Genomic DNA, 20,167 nt, shown 5'->3' on the forward strand with positions numbered 1-20,167 from the left:
TTAGAAGAAACGATTTTTTTATGCCTTCAAAGTCAATAGTTTCTCTAGCACTTTTAGCCTTACTAGCCCTTGCTTGTCAGTCGGAAAAAGAAAGTACTCCGCCTAACATCATCTTTATTTTGGCAGATGATTTAGGGTATGGAGAACTCGGCAGCTATGGCCAGCAGATCATTCAAACACCAAACATTGACCAACTAGCCAGTGAAGGCATGCGCTTTACCAACTTTTACGCTGGCGCACCTGTATGTGCCCCTTCTCGCTATGTTTTTCTTACCGGACTTCACACCGGCCATGCCTACATTCGTGGTAACGATGAATGGGCAGAACGTGGTGCCGTTTGGGACTATAAAGCAGCAGTGGCAGACCCAAGTTTAGAAGGTCAGCGGCCAATTCCTGATTCTACCTTTACCCTAGGCGAAGCCTTGCAAACAGTAGGTTACCAAACGGCTTTGGTAGGCAAATGGGGGCTTGGCGCTCCCAATACCGAAGGCGTACCTAACCAACAGGGCTTCGACTACTTTTATGGTTACAATTGCCAAAGGCAAGCGCACAACCTTTACCCTGCACACGTATGGGAGAATGAGAAAAAAGTTGTTTTAAGAAACGACACAGTACCTCCAGGTACTAAACTGCCTGATGGAGCCGATCCAATGCAGGCACAATCGTACGCTGCATACAGCCAACCCGATTATGGCCCAAAACTGATGCACGACAAGGCTTTAAGCTTCATTAAAACGCGCGATAAAACAGCACCTTTCATGCTTTACTATGCCAGTCCGCTGCCTCATGTCCCACTTCAGGTACCGGAAGAATACGTAACAAAATACCATGAGATCATTGGAGAAGAAGACCCATATCTTGGGCAAAACGGTTATTTCCCGCACCGTTACCCAAAGGCCGCTTATGCAGGCATGATCAGCTATTTGGACGATCAGGTTGGAGAGTTGGTAGCTTTGCTAAAAGCCGAAGGCATTTACGAAAACACCATCATTGTATTTACAAGCGACAATGGACCAACTTATGCGGGCGGGGTTGATGCCGACTATTTCAATAGTGCCAACCCTTTTCCCAACAACTATGGCAGAACAAAAGGCTTTACCTATGAGGGAGGAATACGTGTACCCATGATCGCATCTTGGCCAGGAAAAATTGAAGCCGGAACGACCTCTAACCACATCGGATCATTCTACGATTTCTTTCCAACCTTTACTGAGTTAGCAGGTAGTACGTCCGCCCACAAACTAGACGGAATTAGCCTAACCAACGAGCTATTAGGTAACAGTCCAAGCCAAAAAACGCATGAATACCTCTATTGGGAATTTCCGAGTTATAAAGGCCAACAAGCCGTAAGAATGGGCAAATGGAAAGGCATTCGAACCAATATGCTAGAGGGTAATTTAAGCGTAGAACTTTACGACCTTGATGCAGACCCAACCGAGCAATTCAACATTGCTAATGAGCACCCAGATGTGGTGAAGAAAATTGAACAAATAATGCGTGAAGCCCATACTGAACCCGAAATAGCTAAATTTAGTATACCGGTAATCGCTAATAACTAACCAAAACCTATGGCCAAGAATCAAAACAAAACAACAGAAAACGATGCCAGTGTTGATGACTTTTTGAACACTGTAGCTGACGAAAAGAAAAAAGCCGCAAGCTTTCAGGTGAAAGCAATAATGGAAGAAATAACCGGAGAGCCTGCCAAAATGTGGGGCGGTTCCATTGTTGGCTTTGGCACTTACCATTATAAATATGACAGCGGTCGAGAAGGCGACTTTCTAAAGATTGGTTTCTCTCCTCGTGCTCAAAACCTCACCCTATACATTATGCCTGGTTTTGGGCGATATGAAGAATTAATGGAGAAGCTGGGTAAGTATAAAACTGGTAAGTCTTGCCTATATGTGAAAAAGATGGAAGACATTGACTTAGACATACTGAAAACACTTATCAAAGAGTCGTACGATTATATGACCAACAAGTACGGTTAAACTGATGGACGTTAAAAAACTGATGGGTCTGACCACTGAGCAAACAGAACAGGTTCATCAACTTTGGAATGCAGAATTCCCCAGCGGTTTAGCTCACCGTGACATCAGTGCATTCCAAGCCTTTCTTGCTCCTCTCGGCAATAAAACCCATTACCTGCTACTAGATAAAACTGTGATCCTAGGTTGGGCACTCACATTCGACAGGGACTCAGAGAGGTGGTTTTCCATATTAGTTAATAACAAACAGCATAAAAAAGGCCTAGGAAAGCACCTGATTGAAACCATAAAAGCCGACAACAGGAGCCTAAATGGCTGGGCAGTAGACCATGGCAACGATATCAAATCAGATGGTTCACCATACTCCTCTCCCATCGGCTTTTATCAAAAACTTGGATTCGATATACTTTCAGATGTAAGATTGGAGAAACCCGGACTTTCCTGTGTTAAGATCAGGTGGAACAGTCACCACTCACTTTTTGGTATTCAAACACATATAATTGAGTAATAGACTTTTATGTAGGGTAAACAGTTTTTCAGCCGTACCTTCTACATAAATGCGAAAAACATTCACCTACATTTTTGCTTCCTTGTTGTTTGTTGCCTGCGTATTCAACGAGCAGCTACTACCAGACAACTTGTCTTACAGCATGTTAGGATCTGTAAAACGCAACCTTGACAAAGAAAAATCAGAACTAATCGAAGACATGAAAGTCGTGCTTACCAGCGGACTTTTCTCCATTGAGGTATACAGCACGAGTGGTAAACTCGTGCGTACCATCACTCAACCTGACCAAATAACCAGTGAGTTTAAGCAGTACTTTGCATCAGATGACTTTAAGATCAAAACGATACAAAATCAACCGCTTATGCTTAAAACAGCACTTTACTAAACCGCTACCGCCTTTAGTTCTGGTTTATTCGTTACAACTTTCGCTTTTAGCTCATTCAGAATACTGTATAAACCAAAGTAAGTACGGTTTATATAGAGTCCATCTCTAGCGCCTCTGGCCTTTTCTGACTCCCTGAACTTCTTAGACTTGGAAATAACTTCGCCTAATTCAAAAATTCTTTGGAAGTAGGCATCATCCCCAAAATCGAATTCCTCCTGATGAAAAGGTTTACCAAGTAGTACCATTAACTCTTTTACAACTCCAGAAAAGTAGTCTTTATCCTCTCTTGTATCATCTTCATAAATAAACTGAAGCTGAATAAAAGTCTCTTCAAGTTCGTTGTTGGCCGATAACATTTCCTTTCTCAACAACTTGAAGTAAGGGTTGTAAAACTCATCAGGAATAACCTTTACGCAACCAAAATCTATGATTCCGAGCGTATCATCATTACCAATAATAAAGTTGCCAGGGTGTGGGTCGGCATGGACCTGCCTCAATGTGTGAATTTGATAATCGTAAAAATCCCACATGGCCTGCCCCACTTTATTTCGGGCTTCTTGGCTAGGGTTAGATTTTATAAACTCTTTCAAAACCTTACCATCCAACCAATCCATTGTAATTATTCTGTCTGAAGAAAGTTCGGGGTAGTATTTCGGAAAACGCAAATGCTCGATATGATCACAGGCGGCAGAAATCTCCACCGACCGTTGCACCTCCAAATTGTAGTCAGTCTCCTCCATCAATCGTGTTTCCACTTCCTCCATGTAATGATCCAAATCTTTCTCGTTCAGGTTCATCATTCTTACGGCAAAAGGCCTGACCAATTTTAAGTCGGACTTAACACTCGATGCTACACCCGGATACTGAATTTTAACCGCCAGCTTTTTTCCATTTAAAGTAGCTTGATGCACCTGACCAATGGAGGCCGCATTTACCGCATTTTTAGTAAACGAATCGTAGATTTCCGATGGCGACTGCTTTAGGTATTGCTGAAATGTTTTCACCACCAAAGGATAAGACAATGGGGGAGCACTGTATTGCGCCATAGAAAACTGGTCTTGGTAAGCGGCCGGAAGCATATTTTTATCCATGCTCATCATTTGGGCTACTTTCAAGGCACTTCCCTTCAATTCGCTCAATGAATTATAAATATCCCGTGCATTGTCTGCGTGCAACTCCTCTTTGCCTAAGCTAGGGTTCACAGCTTTTTTAGCATAATGCTTTACGTAATTACCGCCTACTTTGGCTCCTGTTTTTACAAACTTGGCCGCTCGCTGCACCTTCCCAGTAGGTATTTTCGACTGCTCTTTCATACCTATCTGTTTTGGAATAAAAATTTACCAAAATCCACCATGGCATCTAGTGGTCCCGCTCCCATCAGGTCAAAAGCCAAATTCACCGACTTTTCTATGGCAGCATCTGTTTTTTCAAAAGCTTTGCTTTCATCTTTCAGCCAAAAATTCATCACAAACAAAAACTGAATCCAAATGGCATCTTCGTACCTGTTGCTTATGTAAGGGCGATTTTTCACCTCTTCGGTCTCCTTTGCTTCAAGTAATAGTTCGCTTATAAAATCCTTGAACGCTGACCGAATACCTGAGAGATAATAAGGCGTCATCTGTGGCACATGCATCTTAGGTACTGTTAGCAAAATGTAACTGCGATTAACCTTCAACACCTCTATCCATGTAAAGAAAAAGGCCAGCATTTTCTCACGCACAGAATACTCATCAAAAACCTCATCGCTCCTCAGCTTCTCCACCGTTTCATTAAAGAAGTCGAGCCAAACTTGTTTTTCTACGTTTTCAAATGAATTGAATTCCTCGTAGAACACCTCCTCTTTCAACTTGAGTGCCTTTACAAACTTGAAAATTGAAGCCGGTTTGTGTTCATGCTCCAACACATAGGCAATAAATTCAGCCTTAATTTTCTCTTGATTGCTCACTTTTGCTTTAGCCATATCTTGTGTTTGCTTGAATGTACTCGGGTAACATATGTTTTATGTAAAAGGTTGTTGCAAATGATGTAAAATCTTAAGTGCCTTTACTCCTTTTTCTCAACCTTCTGATTTCGCCCCTTTGAATGTTACCTTTTACTAAAGAGGCCTCGTCTACAGTGCATACGATATAAACATGGAACAGTATACAATTGAAACCCATGATTTGGATTTTTACTTTAAGGACTTCAAAGCACTAGACGGAATTAACCTCAGTGTTCCTCAGGGCAGTATTTTTGGTTTTTTGGGACCAAATGGCGCAGGAAAAACCACTACTATTAGAGTTTTACTCGATTTATTTCATGCCAACCATGGCACCATCGAGATTTTTGGAAAGCCGCTAAAGGCACACAAAACAGAGATTTTAGGCCGCGTTGGGGCGCTAATCGAAAACCCATCAATTTACAAACACCTTAGCGGCAGACAGAATCTGGAGATTATTCGGAGAATGCTAAATGCACCCAAAAGCCGAATTGATGAGGTATTGAAAATAGTGCGACTTACCGATAATGCCGACAAAAAAGCAAAGCACTACTCACTCGGTATGTGCCAAAGGCTGGGACTAGCAGCTGCCCTACTTTCCAACCCCGACCTATTGATTTTGGATGAACCAACCAATGGTTTAGACCCTAGCGGTATTATTGAAATGCGTGAACTCATTCTGGAGTTAAACCAACAACACAACAAAACGATCTTTCTTTCGAGCCATTTACTTTCAGAAATAGAAAAACTAGCCACAGATGTAGCAATTGTTGACAGTGGAAAGATCCTATATCAAGGCAATTTAGAAGGGCTTAAAGCGCAAAAACAGGGCATTGAATTAAAGATTGAAGTAAGTGATACTGACAAAGCAGCCCAAGTGCTAAAACAATTGAATTTCACCATATCTGAAAGCACACCCAGCTATGTGAAAGCGCCCATATCTTCTAAAGAAGATGTGGCACGAATCAACACGGCATTGGTTCAAAATGATTTGGATGTATACCAGCTAACCTCTTCTAACGAAAACCTGGAAGAGATTTTTCTAACCCTTACCAAACGACTTGACCAATGAACACTACATTAACTCTAAAACGCGGAATCTCTGCGGAGATATATAAGTTCAGAGGAACCTTTACGCTATGGTTTCTCATTCTTGCGCCAGCATTTGTACCAACCATCAACTTCATCATTTTTATGAGCAAGGGCGAGCAGATAATGGCAAACGGAGGCAATGCTTGGCAGCGCCTGCTCTCCATGAGCCTTGACCCTGCCAATTTCCTATTTGCCTTTTTCGTCATTATTGTGGCGCTATTCGTGCACAACATTGAATACACCTCCAATACATGGAAGCTGATCTATACGCAGCCACTTAACAGAACCACGATTTACCTTTCCAAACTATTGGTGTTTTTCGGCATGTTGTTCTTTAGCTTAATCCTTTTTGGACTGTTTACAGTGGTTTGCGGCTATGCCATCCACTTTTTCAAAACCGATTTAGGCTTTGCCGAAGCATTCGATAAAAGCTTTATTTTCTTAGTTTGCATCAAGCTCTTTTTAGCCACTTTAGGCTTCGCCTCCATTCATTTTATGATTGGGCAGGTTCAAAAGAACCTGATACTGCCATTGGGTATAGGTATAGCAGGAATTATCTCCTTCCTCATCTTAGTTCAAGGCTGGGAATATGCTATTTACCATCCCTACGGCTACCATATGCTTTCGCTACAAAACTGGAAGGCAGAAGGCTTCTCTCTTTGGGCGAATATGCAGCCGGTTTATTTAAGCTTGGGTCTAGCAGCTGCTACACTCATTGGTTGTGGTATTTACAATGCACAAAAAAGAATATTCTAGCCATGAACATTGAAAAGCTCAATAAAACAGGAGTGTTAGGCACCAGAATGTTTCTAGGGCTTATTTTCTTTACCGCTGGCATGTCAAAACTTTATGCTGACCATAAGTTTCCGGGGCTGATTGGCCCTGTATGGTTGGAAGATAGGCTGGCCGAACATGGCTTGGCTATGTACGCGAGGTTTATTGCTTGGAGTCAGGTAGTAGCCGGATTTCTGCTACTTAGCCAACGTTTTGCAAGCCTCGGAGCCATTCTCACCTTCCCTATTATTTTGAACATTTTTATGGTTACGGTTTCTATGGGCTGGAAGGGCACTCCATATGTAAATGCAGTATTCCTTTTAATGAACACCTATTTACTTCTTGCCGACTACCACAAGTTCAAACACATTTTATCCAACAAGTCGGTGCAGGTCAGGCCTATTCCTATTCAAAGAAATAGCATACAAGCGGATTGGATTTGGGGAATTTGCTTAATGATGATCTTAGCCTCGGTTTTTGTATCAAGAGCGAACCTTATAGTCGGTTGGGCGCTGTGTGCTTTGGCATTAGTTACCATTGTTTGGAACCAACTAAGAAAGAAAAGCGAAAATAATTTAAAACAGGCGGAAACATTCCCCGAATAGGTTCGTCTTGTAAGTGTCTCCTAGGTGGGACAACATACATCCAAATCGTGCCCTGGCTGAATTCAGTCGGGGTTTTTTTATGCCTATTTCACCAGTTTATAGCCTACACCATGCACGGTAAGAATATGCTTTGGGTCATTCGGGTTTTCTTCAATTCGCTGGCGCAACCTTAAAATAAAGTTGTCTACAGTTCGGGTAGTCGGCTGGCTATCGTAGCCCCAAACCTTGTTAAGCAAGTCGTATCGGCTTACCACTTCGTTTTGGTTATTTAGCAAAAACTGAAGAATCTCGAATTCTTTATACGACATGCGCACATCCCCCTCATTGTTACTGGCCACATAATGATCGAAGTCTACCGTAAGCCTGCCAATGGTTGCCGTACCTTCATCTTTCGTTACGGTTTCGTGTTGTGTTCTGCGCAGTATTGCCTTCACCCTGGCTATGAGTTCACGCAGACTAAATGGCTTGGTCAAATAATCATCTGCGCCCAATTCCAAACCCAGCACTTTGTCAATTTCTTCGCTCTTGGCGGTAAGAAAAATGATTGGCGTAGTCACTCCCTTTTTGCGAATGGCTTTACAAACCTCAAACCCCGACATTTTGGGCATCATCACATCTAGAATGATCAGATCGAAGGTTGAAGCCTCTATTTTAGTCAAACCTTCGGCACCATCTATTGCCAGTTCAACCGAATAGGATTCAAACTCAAGATTGTCTTTCAATCCGAGCCTCATTGAGGGCTCGTCTTCCACAATTAATATTTTAGCCATGGTGATTTTGTTCTGGTGAGAAAATTAGTTGAAATGTACTGCCTTCTCCTACTTTGCTTTCCACATGTACTGAGCCTTGGTGAGCATCCATAATGTGCTTTACAATGGTTAGGCCCAAGCCCGAACCTTTGGTATTGTGCACATCGCCCTTCGGCACACGATAAAATTTTTCAAATAGCCTTTCCAGCTCATTGGCCGGAATACCAATACCCTTATCTATTACAGAAAGGCAGACCGAACTGCCCTTTAAACCCGTTTGAATGGTTATGTGCTTTTGCCCATCGCTGTATTTTATGCCGTTATCAATCAGGTTGACCAACATTTCGACAACAGCTTCTCTATCGGCCAAAATCTCAGGCAAACCATCAGCCAATTCAAGCGAATGCGTAAACCCATTATTATTAAGGTGGTAACTATAAGTATTGATTACATCCTGAACCAGATCATTCAAGTTAAGTGGTTCTTTGTGGTACTCCCGCTTATCTGCCTCTATTTTAGAAAAGCTTAAAATACGATTGACCATATTGGTAAGCCGGGCCACCTCTTTGGTAATTATATCGTAGTATTCCTGCTTCTTCTCTTCGGTTTTAACCCTGCCCAATTGCAGTGTTTCAGCAAACATACTTATCAGGGCCAAGGGAGTTCTAATTTCGTGCGATACATTCGAAACAAAATCGGCCTTTTTCTGTGCCAGCTCCATTTCTCGCTGAATATTGAAAAACACCAAGGCAATACCAATGATCATTACTACCATTAAAAGCCCCAGTGCCATTAGGTTCTGATTCTTACGCTTGTTCACGGCATCTTCCACAGTTCCGCCTACCCGTGCAATGCCCACCTGATATTTAGGTAAAAGATCGAGTGGCTCGTTTTCAATACTTCCTTGAATCTGATCATCAGTGGAATACACGAGAAAACCATCAGAAATACGGCTACAGGTTAGCACAAAATCTCCTTGCGTAATTTCCTGAAACTTCGGCACAAGTGTCTGTTCTATAAACGAGATGGCATCGTAGATATAGATGCAGAATTTCATTTCGCTACCTGTGCCCACCACAAAAAAGAAGAAATCGTACTCCTTGCCATTGTAAACAAAAGGGGCATCGTTCGACTCGAGTTTTTGAAACTCGCTCTCTTTATAGCGCACAAGACGCCTAACCAACACATCATTCGCCTGATAAAGGCTATCTACCTTTTGTTGAAAGTCATCTCCAAATTTGGCGTTAGGTGAAACATACAACTCATCGAACTCATCGGAAACGCCTTTGGCTGCTAATGCTGCAAAATACCAATGTGTGCCCAACTCCTGCTTAATCTGGTCTGCATTAGAAAAATCGGTGCGCTTATCTAAGCTCGAGGTTATTTCGGACACCTTGCCCTGAGTGTATTGGTTAATAGAAAAAAGGACAGACTCTAGTTGGCGTTCATAAATAGTTTCTAGCTCGCGTTCATCTACGGTTAATGAATTCAACTCAAAAACACCATAGGCAACCACGGGCAGTACCAGTATACAAACCAACAGCAACAGTGTTTTATTAAACCTCTTTTTCAATGAATTAGACTATTTTCGCGCCATGAAAATACGAATTGATTGGCCTGCCAATTAATTCTATGACAATCTTTTACAAGCAGTGGGTTTTAAAAAGAAATTGCATATCTTTGCAGCCCAATTTAAAACAAGTAAAAAATGCTTAAAAATTACGAGACAGTATTCATTTTGAATCCCGTTTTGTCTGATGAACAGATGAAGGATGCTGTCGGCCAGTATGAGCAACTCCTAAAAGAAAATGGAGCTGAGATCATTAACGTAGAGAAGTGGGGCTTGAAAAAGCTAGCTTATGCTATCCAGCATAAATCTACTGGTTTCTACAACCTGATCGAATTCAAAGCAGAGCCGTCAGCTATCGCAAATCTTGAAATCGAGTTCAAACGTGACGAGAGAGTAATGAGATTTTTGACAGTAGCTTTAGACAAGCACGCTGTAGAGTACAACGAGAAGCGCAGAAGCGGTGCATTTAACAAATCTAAAAAGGAGGCTGTATCATGACATTGGTAAACGAACCTGTAAACAGAGAACAACAGAAGAAAAAATACTGTCGTTTCAAAAAGAACGGTATTAAGTATGTTGATTACAAAAACCCTGACTTCTTGCTAAGCTTTGTTAATGAGCAAGGTAAGATTCTTCCTAGAAGATTGACAGGTACTAGCTTGAAATACCAAAAGAAAGTTACTCAGGCTGTAAAAAGAGCAAGACACCTTGCCTTGATGCCTTACGTAGCAGACGGATTGAAGTAATTGTAACCCTTTAATTTTATTAGAGCGATGGAAATAATCTTGAAAACAGATATAAAAGGATTGGGCTACAAAAACGACACCGTTAACGTAAAGCCTGGTTATGCTAGAAACTACTTGATCCCTCAAGGTTTTGCGATTATCGCAAACGGATCAAACAAAAAAATGATCGAAGAGAACATTAAGCAAGCTGCTCACAAAGCAGAAAAGCTTAAAGCAGATGCCGAAGCAATTGCTGAAGGTATTGGCGAAACAGTACTTGAGATCAAAGCTAAAGTTGGTGATAGCGGAAAAATCTTTGGTGCAGTTACTACCCTTCAGATTTCTGATGCTTTGAAAGCTAAAGGATTTGAAGTAGACAGAAAGAAAATCTCTTTCAAGTCGGAAGTAAAAATGGCTGGAGATTACGAAGCAGAAATCGACTTGCACAAAGAAGTGAAAAAAGACGTGAAGTTCTCAGTAGTAGCTGAATAAGCAACTCCTTCACTTAAAATATAGAAAGCCTGCTCAATGAGCAGGCTTTTTTATTGCTGTATTCAGAAATGTAACACAAAAAAACCCGACAGTTGTCGGGCTTCCTTTGGTTGGGGTCGATTTAGTTTGGCAATTGAGTTTTTGACCCTATCGAAAAAATAACCTTTAAAATCTATAGACAAACTCAGTCTAACCAAACTGAGTCTTCGCTCCCTTTAAATCCACAAAAATCAGGGATAGAAAGCTTGCTGCTACACTATACATGCAAACAAAGCAAGCCACCTCATTTCGGCCATCAGATGCGGCCACAAGAATTAACGATACAATGAAGGTAAGCACGCTTACTAGCGCTATCGCATTCACCATTAGTTTAATCGGTTTCATAAGTCTTAGTCTTTAGTTCTGTAATTGATTGGATACACAAACCTACAAAGCTTAACACCTCAATTCCAGTATTTTAGCCCGCTGTCCACGCATTGTCTACGATTAATTTCAAACATGCGAAGACAATCCAGCACACAATCAGTTTTAGCAAACACCTATACATTTAGCAACCGTTTGCGGTACATTCCAATCACCAATGTTTGATTAGCCCATCAATTTTTCATTACTTTCTATAGGCACAGAACCGCCTTATTAAAACCGAACCGAAAAAGAACCAAACCACCCTCTAGCGCTGACTTCTATGAAATCCGGACAAAAAAGAGTCGTTATTGAAAACGTTTCCCCCGAAATAAACTGCGGCAAACACGCAGCCAAAAGAGTTGTTAATCAACGATTTGACGTATCTGCAGACATACTTTGCGATGGCCACGATGTATTAAATGCACATATAAAGTACAAAGCAGCCAGTGCAAAAAAATGGAGCTACTCCCCTATGCACTTAGTTGATAACGATGAGTGGGCAGGCCATTTCACTGTTGAAAAACAAGGAGAATACCAATACACAGTAGAAGCTTGGGTTGACTACCCGCTGACATGGCAGCATAATATTGAGCGTAAAATTGCCGATGGACAAAAGGTAAATGTAGAACTACTTGATGGTATTCAGTATTTACAAACCCTATTGAAGAAAAAGACGGGCGAAGAAGCTTACATAAAAGAGCTCATTGAAGCTTTTAAAGATGAGAGCAAGTACATGTCTGCAATTAATGAAGCGCAATCTGAACGCCTGCACGAACTTTTTCATAACAATCCAAGCAAGCAATTTGCCACTACTTACGACAAAAACTTACCGCTTTATGTAGACAGACAAAAAGCACTCTTCAGTACTTGGTATGAATTTTTTCCACGCTCTACGGCCAAGAAAGAAGGCGAACATGGCACATTTAAAGATTGTGAAGATGTACTGCCTTATGTTTCAGACATGGGCTTTGATGTACTCTACTTCCCTCCTGTTCATCCAATAGGTACCGATTTTAGAAAAGGCAAAAACAACACCACTGAAGCTAAACCAGATGATGTTGGTGTGCCTTGGGCTATAGGCAACACTACTGGAGGCCACAAAGACATTTTGCCAGAACTCGGCACTATAGAAGATTTTAAAAAGCTTATTAAAGCTGCTAAAAAACAGGGAATTGAAATCGCTATGGATTTTGCCCTACAGTGTTCACCAAACCACCCTTATGTGCAAGAGCACCCGGATTGGTTTAAATGGCGACCCGACAATACCGTACAATACGCTGAAAACCCTCCAAAAAAATACCAGGACATATATCCGATATACTTCGAATCGGATGATTGGGAAAACATGTGGCAAGAGTTTATTGGCATAGTACTTTACTGGAACAAGCAGGGAGTTAAAATATTCAGGGTGGACAACCCACACACCAAACCATTTGGTTTTTGGGAGCATTTGATTGCCGAGGTAAAAAAAGTCGATCCAGATGTGCTGTTCCTTTCAGAAGCCTTTACCAAGCCCAAAACCATGCAACGATTGGCTAAAATTGGCTTCTCTCAAGGTTATACCTATTATACTTGGCGCAACAACAAGGCCGAGCTCATAGAGTACATGACTGAGTTGACCGAAGGACCTATGAAGGATTATTTCCGCCCTAACTTTTGGCCAAACACGCCCGACATCAACCCTTGGATCCTTCAAGGAGGCAATGAAACACTCTATATTATTCGCCACATGATGGCCGCAACGCTTAGTTCGAGTTACGGTATGTACGGCCCGGTTTACGAGCAAATAGACAATGCGGCAGTAATCGGAAAGGAAGAATACCTAAACTCAGAAAAGTACGAACTGAGACATTGGGATTGGACAAAAACAAACAAGCTTAAACAGCTTATCACAAGGGTAAATCAAGTGAGAAAGGAGCAACCAGCCTTTCACTTTACCAATAATATTGACTTTTGCCAGATAGATAATGACCAAATACTAGCCTACTTTAAACAAAGCGAAGATGGCGCCAACAACATTCTTTGCGCAGTAAACCTCGACCCATACAACAGACAAAGCGGCTGGGTGCAAGTACCAAGGCACAAAATGGGCTTAGAACCAAACAAACCGCTCCGCATGAAGGACCTAGTAACTGGCAACAGCTACATATGGCACGAAGAGTGGAATTATGTTGAACTCGACCCTCACCAAGTGCCGTATCACATCTTCTCTATAGACTTTTAAACACATGAGCCATGGCGCCAGCTAATCAAAAAATCAAAACTTGGGACGAAACCTTTAATGACGAATCATTTCGCCAGGGCTTTGCAGAGCGTATTTTGCTCAATTATATGATGACCACCCGTTGGTATGCTGCCAAAACCCAAAAGGTAAAAACCATAAAAATTGAGCAGCAAATGCCATTTGAAATGGAAGGCGATGAAACTGTCTATTTCATAACAATTGAGGCCAATTTCGAAGCAGGTTTTACGGAGTACTATTTTATAATGGTTGGCCTAGTTGATGAGGACGTTGAAGTTGACAAGAAGGCCGTGATTTATAACCTTTCGGCCAACGGAGTAAAAGGCCAAGTGATCGACAGCTTATACTACGAACCATTCCGGAAAGCGCTATACAATCAGATTCTCTCTCAAAAACCGCTGTCTGACGATAACAACAAGCTTTTGTTTGATCGCGGAAGGGCACTAAGGTCTAGCCCTCCTTACGAAAATTCCCGCGTACTTGGTTTCGACCAAAGCAACACATCCATTGAGTACAATGGCCAGTATTTCTTCAAAGTTTACCGAAGGCTTTTTAGCGATGCCAACCCCGATTTAGAATTGACCAAATTCCTCTCGGAAGAAGGGCACTTTAACAACAGCCCACGCTATGGTGGCAGTGTAAGCTGGGTAAAGAACGATTTTCAGACCATTTCTCTAGGCATAATGCAAGAGAAAATCGAGAACATTGGCGAAGCCTGGAACCACACAGTTGATATGATAAAGGGCTATTTCGAGCGAATTGAAGCCACCGATGCCCCAATTGACGATATTCAGGATGTACCGAGTTTTGCCTTTGTGTCGCCTGAAGAACTGAAGTCTGATTTTAGACTCTTGATTGCCGATGATGTGCTAACCAAAGTGGAAAAAATGGCCCAGCGTGTGGCCGAAATGCACATAGCGCTATTCAGCAATCGGGTAGAAACGCAGTTCAACCCAATTCCTTTTAATGGAGATTACACGGTTTGGCTCAAAAACAGAATTATTTACCAACTCAATGCCCGGTTTATTCTGGTAGATGAGAACATTGAAAAGCTCACAGGGCTCGCCCAGGAGTATGCGCAACTGTTTGTAAACCATCGTGCTGATATCACCAATCGCTTTTTGGCCTTTGAAGAAAACAGGTTGAACAGCTGCCGCATCCGAATTCATGGCGACCTACACTTGGGTCAAATTCTAATGACAGAGGACGATGATTTCTACATTATTGATTACGAAGGTGAGCCTGAAAGTACCATTAGAGATAGAAAAGTAAAGCAAACGCCATTGAAGGATGTAGCTGGAATGCTTCGCTCCTTTCATTATGCAGTGTATGCTGTTATTTTCGATAAAAACAACAAATTCCAACTCTCGCAAGAAGCGCTTTTTGAAGCCGGAGAAAAATACTACCGCGCCATTGCAGCGGTGTTTTTGAACAAGTATGTAACCACTGCCATGTCCGAAAATTTGGACATCGGTTACGAATCTGAAATAAAATATCTACTGAAGTACCACTTGCTTGAAAAAGCAGTATACGAGATCGGATACGAACTCAAATCGCGCCCCGACTGGGTAATTATTCCCCTCACCGGAATTAAACAAATATTTGAAGACTAAGCACTATGGATCAACACCAACATGTTAAAACCCACTCGTTATTAAGCGAATTTGATGGCGAGCTTTTCAAGTCTGGCAAGCATTTTAAACTTTACGAAGTGCTCGGCTCTCACCTCATTGAAAAGGAGGGCAAAAAAGGCACCCAATTCGCTGTTTGGGCACCAAACGCCAACAAAGTGCAGCTTATTGGCGACTTTAACTTTTGGAATGGTGAAGGCTACGAGCTTTATCCACGGTGGGACGGATCGGGAATTTGGGAAGGCTTTGTCGAAGGCATAGAAAAAGGCACCGTTTACAAATACAAGATCCATTCGAACAACAACGGCCAAATTTTAGAAAAAGGTGACCCATTCGCCATGCACTGGGAAGTACCACCCAAAACGGCCTCTATTGTTTGGGAAATCGACTACAAGTGGAAAGACAGCAAGTGGCTTAAAAACCGCAACCAACACAACGACCTGAACAAACCTTATTCGGTTTACGAAGTACACCTAGGTTCGTGGAAGCGCAATAAAGACGGCACCTCCCTAAGCTACCGTCAACTGGCCAAAGACCTAGTGAAGTACACTAAGGAAATGGGTTATACGCACATTGAGTTTCTTCCGGTTATGGAGCACCCGTTTTTTGGTTCATGGGGCTATCAATGTACTGGGTATTTCGCACCTTCATCTCGCTACGGAACACCAGAAGACTTCTTCTATATGATAGATGCTTTTCACAAAGCAGAAATCGGAGTGATTTTGGACTGGGTACCTTCCCACTTCCCGAGCGATGCACACGGGCTGTTCAACTTTGACGGAACACACCTTTACGAACATGCCGATCCACGCCAAGGCTATCACCCCGACTGGAACTCTTACATCTTCAATTACGGCCGAAATGAAATCAGAGCCTTCCTCATTTCGAGCGCCATGTTTTGGCTAGACGTTTGCCATGCTGATGGTTTGCGTGTTGATGCAGTCGCCTCAATGCTCTATTTAGATTATAGCCGAAAAGAAGGCGAGTGGATTCCTAATCAATATGGTGGAAGAGAGAACTTAGAAGCACTCGGATTCTTAAAAGAATTGAACGAAACTGTTTATGGCAACCTTGAAGGCGTACAAACCATAGCGGAAGAATCGACCGCATGGCCAGGCGTTTCTCGCCCTACGTATTTGGGAGGTCTAGGCTTTGGCATGAAGTGGATGATGGGCTGGATGCATGACACCCTAGAGTACTTTAAAAAGGATCCGTACTATCGTCAGCACCACCACAACGACATTACCTTCAGTTTAAACTATGCCTTCTCTGAAAACTTTATGTTACCACTTTCTCACGATGAAGTGGTACACGGAAAAGGGCCACTAATTGACAGAATGCCAGGAGACGAATGGCAGCGATTTGCCAACCTGAGATTGCTTTACGGCTACATGTATGCCCACCCAGGTGTCAATTTAGTGTTCATGGGCGGAGAAATCGGCCAAACAACCGAATGGAAACACGATTACTCTTTAGATTGGCATTTGCTTGATTTCGCACCGCACAAAGGCATTCAAGCGCTTACTAAGGGGCTAAATAATATTTATAAGTCAGAACCAGCACTTTACGAAAACTCTTTTACTGCAGAAGGATTTGAGTGGATTGAACTAAACGACCATAAGAATTCGGTGTTGAGCTTTATAAGAAAAGGCAAAGACCCGAAAGATGATATTATAGTTGTTTGTAACTTCACCCCAGTAGTGAGAGAAAACTACCAAATAGGTGTAAATGAAGGAGTTTGGAAGGAAGTATTCAACTCTGACGACACACTTTACTGGGGTAGCGGAATTGGCAATAAAGAAAGCCTGAAAGCCGCAAAAAAACCAATGCATGGTAGAAACATGTCATTAAAACTGACGGTTCCGCCATTGGCTACCATCATGCTCAAAAGAGTACCTGATGAGTCTAAAAAAGCCTCCAAGGCAAAGAAAAAGTAGAAACAGCAGATGCAACGATATTTATGTATTCATGGGCACTTTTATCAGCCGCCCAGAGAAAATGCGTGGTTAGAAAAAATTGAAATTCAACCTTCAGCATTTCCGTATCACGATTGGAACGAGCGCATTACCAGAGAATGCTATTACCCAAACGCCTTTTCAAGAGTGCTCAACGATGAAGGCAAGATCATCGACATTGTAGATAATTACGCCAAGGTCAGCTTTAACTTTGGGCCTACCCTCCTATCGTGGATGGAGCAGCACGCCCCGGTTACTTACCAAGCGATTCTCGATTCTGACAAACAGAGTGTTCAGAATTTTGGAGGTCATGGTTCTGCCATGGCGCAGGTTTACAACCACATGATTATGCCATTGGCCAATACCCGAGATAAGGAAACGCAAATTATTTGGGGTATTGAAGATTTTAAAGCCCGATTTGGGCGCGATCCCGAAGGCATGTGGCTTGGGGAAGCTGCCGTAGATACCGAAACCCTAGATTTAATGACCAAGCACGGTATTAAATTCACCCTACTTGCTCCTAGGCAGGCTGCTAGGTTTAGAAAAATAGGCACCGAAAGCTGGACTGAAGGGATTGACTCCAACAAACATTACCAATACAAATTACCCAGTGGGCGTAAAATAACACTCTACTTCTACGATGGAGAGCGCTCTCAGGGCGTGGCCTTTAAAGGTGTTTTACAAAATGGAAAGCGTTTTGCCGAAGACCTAATGACGGGTTTTAGAGGCCAGTACGACAACGAATTTATGCATGTGGCTACAGATGGCGAAAGCTACGGTCATCACCACAAAAATGGCGATATGGCGCTGGCTTACTGCCTCCGCTACATCGAAGAGAACAACCTTGCCAAAATCACCAATTACGCAGAATATTTGGCACTACATGAACCTACTCACGAGGTTCAGATTCACGAGAACAGCTCTTGGAGTTGCGTGCACGGTGTAGAACGCTGGCGAAGCAATTGTGGCTGCCACACCGGTGGCGAAGCACATTGGAACCAGAAGTGGCGGGCTCCTCTTCGAAATGCGCTGGACAATGCGCGTGAAACCATGATTGAGATCTATGAAAACAGTATGAAAGATTACTGCAATGATCCATGGGCTGTTCGCAATGAATACATCAAACTGGTAATGAAAAGGTCGAAAACTAACTTGCAGAAGTTTTTGGCCAAACACATTAACAAAGAACTGAACAGTAAGGAAACCACGCATGTTATGCGTTTGCTCGAAATGCAGCGCAATGCCATGCTTATGTACACCAGCTGCGGTTGGTTCTTCAATGACATTTCAGGTATTGAAACGCTTCAGGTACTGCAATACGCCTGTCGCGCCATTCAATTGGGCGAAAGTGAAAGTGCTTATAAGTTTGAAGAGCAGTTTATTGAAGACCTAAGCGGTGCACAAAGCAATGTACCCGAGCACGGCACAGGTAAAGATATTTACCTAAAACACATCAAACCTTTTATGCTCAGCCTTACGCAAGTAGGTATGCATTATGCAGTAGCATCCATTTTTGCTGATCGGCCTGAGTCGCTCACTGTACTAAACTACGATTGCAAAAGTATCTTCTTCGATAGAAAGAGTGCTGGTATGCAAAAGCTCGCCTTCGGCACCACTGTGGTAAACTCAAAAGTGACCACTTCTACCAAAGAGTTTAGCTTTGTGGTACTCTACTTGGGCCAGCACCATATTATTGGCGGAACCAGCAAAAGGCTTTCAACCAAAGAATTCAAGCCAATCTCAGATGCGCTTTGCGAAGCTTTTGATGCAAGTAACATTGCCAGGGTATTGGTTATTATTCAAAAGAATTTTAAAGCCCACACTTTCTCATTCTTTGGCATGTTTAGAGATGAGCAAATGAAGCTTGTAGATCAATACCTCTCGCAAAGTGAAGAATTAGCTTACGATTCAATGCGTAAGATCTACGATCGTAACTACAACATTCTCAATGTAATGCGCCAAACTGGTTTGCAAATACCAACTACTCTAAGGCAGAACATTAGCAATGTGATCAACATTGAGTTTAAAGAGCTGTTTACCAACGGTAACTTTAGCTTGCAGAAAATGGATGAGTTGGTAGATGAGGTGAAAAAGTGGAACATTGCACTCGATAGGGAACTACTAGACGCAAAGATCAATGACAAGCTTGATGAAATGTTTGAGCGGTTTTTAGTTGACCACGCGCGCTTCGATCTGCTAACGGATATTTTGAACACCATTAAGCTTTACAAAAAAGTAGACCTGCATCCCTTGCTAGTCAACCTTCAAAATAATGTTTTCAACCTGAGCAAAGAATTGTTATCGGGCACTAAATCGCCAATTGATGGCAACTCTAGAATATTGGATTTGCTGGAACAAATCGCCAGCGAAATTAATATTGACTTAAGTTCGATGAAGCGCCAATTGGCCACCAGATAAAACAAAAGCCCTTCGATTGAAGGGCTTTTTAATTTCATTAAAAGTGACCGCCAAGGCAGCGGCCACTTTGTTCTCAACGAGAACTCACCTATGGAATCTTTATGTTACAGAACAACTACTGAGTTGTCCTCGAACGTCAAGTTGTTTGGCACATACTTGTCCGCTTCCCAGTCATTTTCCCAAGCCTCGCCATCAATCAAGTAACGGAACTGATATTCGTTACCCGCATCAAGCTTTACAGTGGCCTTAAATGCACCGGTCTTTAATTTCTTCATTTCAATAGCCGAAGTATCCCAACCGTTGAACTCCCCAACAAGGTTTACTTTCTCTGCTCCTTCTGCCGCTTCCTTCCCTAGCGTGAAAGTTACGTTGGCAACCGGCTTTGTCTTTAAGAATTGCTTTTTGATCATGTCTTCAACAATTTCTAAAACAAAGATTCCGACAAACCAATCGGTTAGCAATAATTTTGTAGAAAAACAGGTGAAACGTTTGCACAAAATCGCGTCAAACATTTAACCAAGCATTCATGTTTTTTAGGTTTAAAGGCCAAAACGAAATCAATTTCGCATGCACATCGTTTGCATAAAACACTTTTTGATAATCATTTAGATTAAAATTGAACCGCCAGCGTAGTCTCACAAAACAATTTC

20 protein-coding genes are annotated in these 20,167 nt (G+C 42.2%); 14 read left to right on the plus strand and 6 right to left on the minus strand.

Features of this window, described 5'->3' with window-relative positions:
- Positions 1-20: 20 nt before the first annotated feature.
- The 4 genes from BMW98_RS14125 to BMW98_RS14140 are packed head-to-tail and all read left to right on the plus strand — an operon-like array spanning position 21 to position 2,881.
- Positions 21-1,559, plus strand: coding sequence for an arylsulfatase (locus tag BMW98_RS14125; RefSeq protein WP_090259228.1), 1,539 nt, complete (start codon positions 21-23; stop codon positions 1,557-1,559).
- A gap of 9 nt (positions 1,560-1,568) precedes the next feature.
- Complete coding sequence (locus tag BMW98_RS14130; protein ID WP_090259229.1) at positions 1,569-1,991, plus strand: DUF1801 domain-containing protein; 423 nt, start codon at positions 1,569-1,571, stop codon at positions 1,989-1,991.
- 4 nt (positions 1,992-1,995) lie between these two features.
- Complete coding sequence (locus BMW98_RS14135; protein ID WP_090259230.1) at positions 1,996-2,496, plus strand: GNAT family N-acetyltransferase; 501 nt, start codon at positions 1,996-1,998, stop codon at positions 2,494-2,496.
- A 49-nt stretch (positions 2,497-2,545) separates the two neighbouring features.
- Positions 2,546-2,881, plus strand: coding sequence for a hypothetical protein (locus BMW98_RS14140; RefSeq protein WP_090259231.1), 336 nt, complete (start codon positions 2,546-2,548; stop codon positions 2,879-2,881).
- Here BMW98_RS14140 and BMW98_RS14145 read toward each other — a convergent pair.
- Together BMW98_RS14145 and BMW98_RS14150 are read right to left on the minus strand one after the other, a co-directional pair.
- Positions 2,878-4,194, minus strand: a complete 1,317-nt coding sequence (locus BMW98_RS14145) for an ABC1 kinase family protein (protein WP_090259232.1) — start codon at positions 4,192-4,194, stop codon at positions 2,878-2,880. The genes BMW98_RS14140 and BMW98_RS14145 overlap by 4 nt on opposite strands.
- 2 nt (positions 4,195-4,196) lie before the next feature.
- Positions 4,197-4,841 carry a TetR family transcriptional regulator C-terminal domain-containing protein gene (locus BMW98_RS14150; RefSeq protein WP_090259233.1) on the minus strand — a complete coding sequence of 215 codons (645 nt, stop codon included), beginning with the start codon at positions 4,839-4,841 and terminating at the stop codon, positions 4,197-4,199.
- A gap of 172 nt (positions 4,842-5,013) precedes the next feature.
- On the opposite strand from BMW98_RS14150, the gene BMW98_RS14155 reads away from it, so the two are divergent.
- The 3 genes from BMW98_RS14155 to BMW98_RS14165 are packed head-to-tail and all read left to right on the plus strand — an operon-like array spanning position 5,014 to position 7,330.
- A complete protein-coding gene (locus BMW98_RS14155; protein WP_090259235.1) occupies positions 5,014-5,931 on the plus strand; it encodes an ABC transporter ATP-binding protein in 918 nt (305 codons plus the stop codon).
- Positions 5,928-6,707: an ABC transporter permease gene (locus BMW98_RS14160; RefSeq protein ID WP_090259236.1), complete on the plus strand. Its 780-nt coding sequence runs from the start codon at positions 5,928-5,930 to the stop codon at positions 6,705-6,707. The genes BMW98_RS14155 and BMW98_RS14160 overlap by 4 nt, the downstream gene beginning before the upstream one ends.
- A 2-nt stretch (positions 6,708-6,709) precedes the next feature.
- On the plus strand, positions 6,710-7,330 hold the full coding sequence (locus tag BMW98_RS14165) for a hypothetical protein (protein ID WP_090259237.1): 621 nt from the start codon (positions 6,710-6,712) through the stop codon (positions 7,328-7,330).
- Between the two features lie 83 nt (positions 7,331-7,413).
- On the opposite strand, the gene BMW98_RS14170 is transcribed toward BMW98_RS14165, so the two are convergent.
- Both BMW98_RS14170 and BMW98_RS14175 read right to left on the minus strand, forming a co-directional pair.
- Complete coding sequence (locus BMW98_RS14170; protein ID WP_090259238.1) at positions 7,414-8,100, minus strand: response regulator transcription factor; 687 nt, start codon at positions 8,098-8,100, stop codon at positions 7,414-7,416.
- Positions 8,093-9,652, minus strand: coding sequence for a sensor histidine kinase (locus BMW98_RS14175; RefSeq protein ID WP_090259239.1), 1,560 nt, complete (start codon positions 9,650-9,652; stop codon positions 8,093-8,095). Before BMW98_RS14175 ends, BMW98_RS14170 begins: the two co-directional genes overlap by 8 nt.
- 135 nt (positions 9,653-9,787) lie before the next feature.
- On the opposite strand from BMW98_RS14175, the gene rpsF reads away from it, so the two are divergent.
- Genes rpsF through rplI form a run of 3 tightly spaced genes read left to right on the plus strand, consistent with a single transcriptional unit; the run spans position 9,788 to position 10,866 of the window.
- On the plus strand, positions 9,788-10,147 hold the full coding sequence (gene rpsF, locus BMW98_RS14180) for a 30S ribosomal protein S6 (protein ID WP_090259240.1): 360 nt from the start codon (positions 9,788-9,790) through the stop codon (positions 10,145-10,147).
- Positions 10,144-10,395 (plus strand): 30S ribosomal protein S18, encoded by a 252-nt coding sequence (gene rpsR / locus BMW98_RS14185; protein WP_090259241.1) that lies wholly within the window; start codon positions 10,144-10,146, stop codon positions 10,393-10,395. Before rpsF ends, rpsR begins: the two co-directional genes overlap by 4 nt.
- 27 nt (positions 10,396-10,422) lie before the next feature.
- Complete coding sequence (gene rplI / locus BMW98_RS14190) at positions 10,423-10,866, plus strand: 50S ribosomal protein L9 (protein ID WP_090259243.1); 444 nt, start codon at positions 10,423-10,425, stop codon at positions 10,864-10,866.
- A 189-nt stretch (positions 10,867-11,055) separates the two neighbouring features.
- On the opposite strand, the gene BMW98_RS14195 is transcribed toward rplI, so the two are convergent.
- Positions 11,056-11,250: a hypothetical protein gene (locus BMW98_RS14195; RefSeq protein WP_090259244.1), complete on the minus strand. Its 195-nt coding sequence runs from the start codon at positions 11,248-11,250 to the stop codon at positions 11,056-11,058.
- A gap of 301 nt (positions 11,251-11,551) precedes the next feature.
- Between BMW98_RS14195 and BMW98_RS14200 the strand changes: the two genes are divergently transcribed.
- The 4 genes from BMW98_RS14200 to BMW98_RS14215 are packed head-to-tail and all read left to right on the plus strand — an operon-like array spanning position 11,552 to position 19,517.
- Positions 11,552-13,495: an alpha-1,4-glucan--maltose-1-phosphate maltosyltransferase gene (locus tag BMW98_RS14200; RefSeq protein ID WP_090259246.1), complete on the plus strand. Its 1,944-nt coding sequence runs from the start codon at positions 11,552-11,554 to the stop codon at positions 13,493-13,495.
- Between the two features lie 11 nt (positions 13,496-13,506).
- Positions 13,507-15,126, plus strand: coding sequence for a maltokinase N-terminal cap-like domain-containing protein (locus tag BMW98_RS14205; protein WP_090259247.1), 1,620 nt, complete (start codon positions 13,507-13,509; stop codon positions 15,124-15,126).
- A gap of 5 nt (positions 15,127-15,131) precedes the next feature.
- Positions 15,132-17,081 carry a 1,4-alpha-glucan branching protein GlgB gene (gene glgB, locus BMW98_RS14210; protein ID WP_090259248.1) on the plus strand — a complete coding sequence of 650 codons (1,950 nt, stop codon included), beginning with the start codon at positions 15,132-15,134 and terminating at the stop codon, positions 17,079-17,081.
- 9 nt (positions 17,082-17,090) lie between these two features.
- A complete protein-coding gene (locus BMW98_RS14215) occupies positions 17,091-19,517 on the plus strand; it encodes a DUF3536 domain-containing protein (RefSeq protein WP_090259249.1) in 2,427 nt (808 codons plus the stop codon).
- A 104-nt stretch (positions 19,518-19,621) separates the two neighbouring features.
- On the opposite strand, the gene BMW98_RS14220 is transcribed toward BMW98_RS14215, so the two are convergent.
- A complete protein-coding gene (locus tag BMW98_RS14220) occupies positions 19,622-19,927 on the minus strand; it encodes an isoamylase early set domain-containing protein (RefSeq protein ID WP_090259474.1) in 306 nt (101 codons plus the stop codon).
- Between the last annotated feature and the right edge of the window lie 240 nt (positions 19,928-20,167).

The organism is Roseivirga pacifica (assembly GCF_900111145.1).
Taxonomy (GTDB): domain Bacteria; phylum Bacteroidota; class Bacteroidia; order Cytophagales; family Cyclobacteriaceae; genus Roseivirga; species Roseivirga pacifica.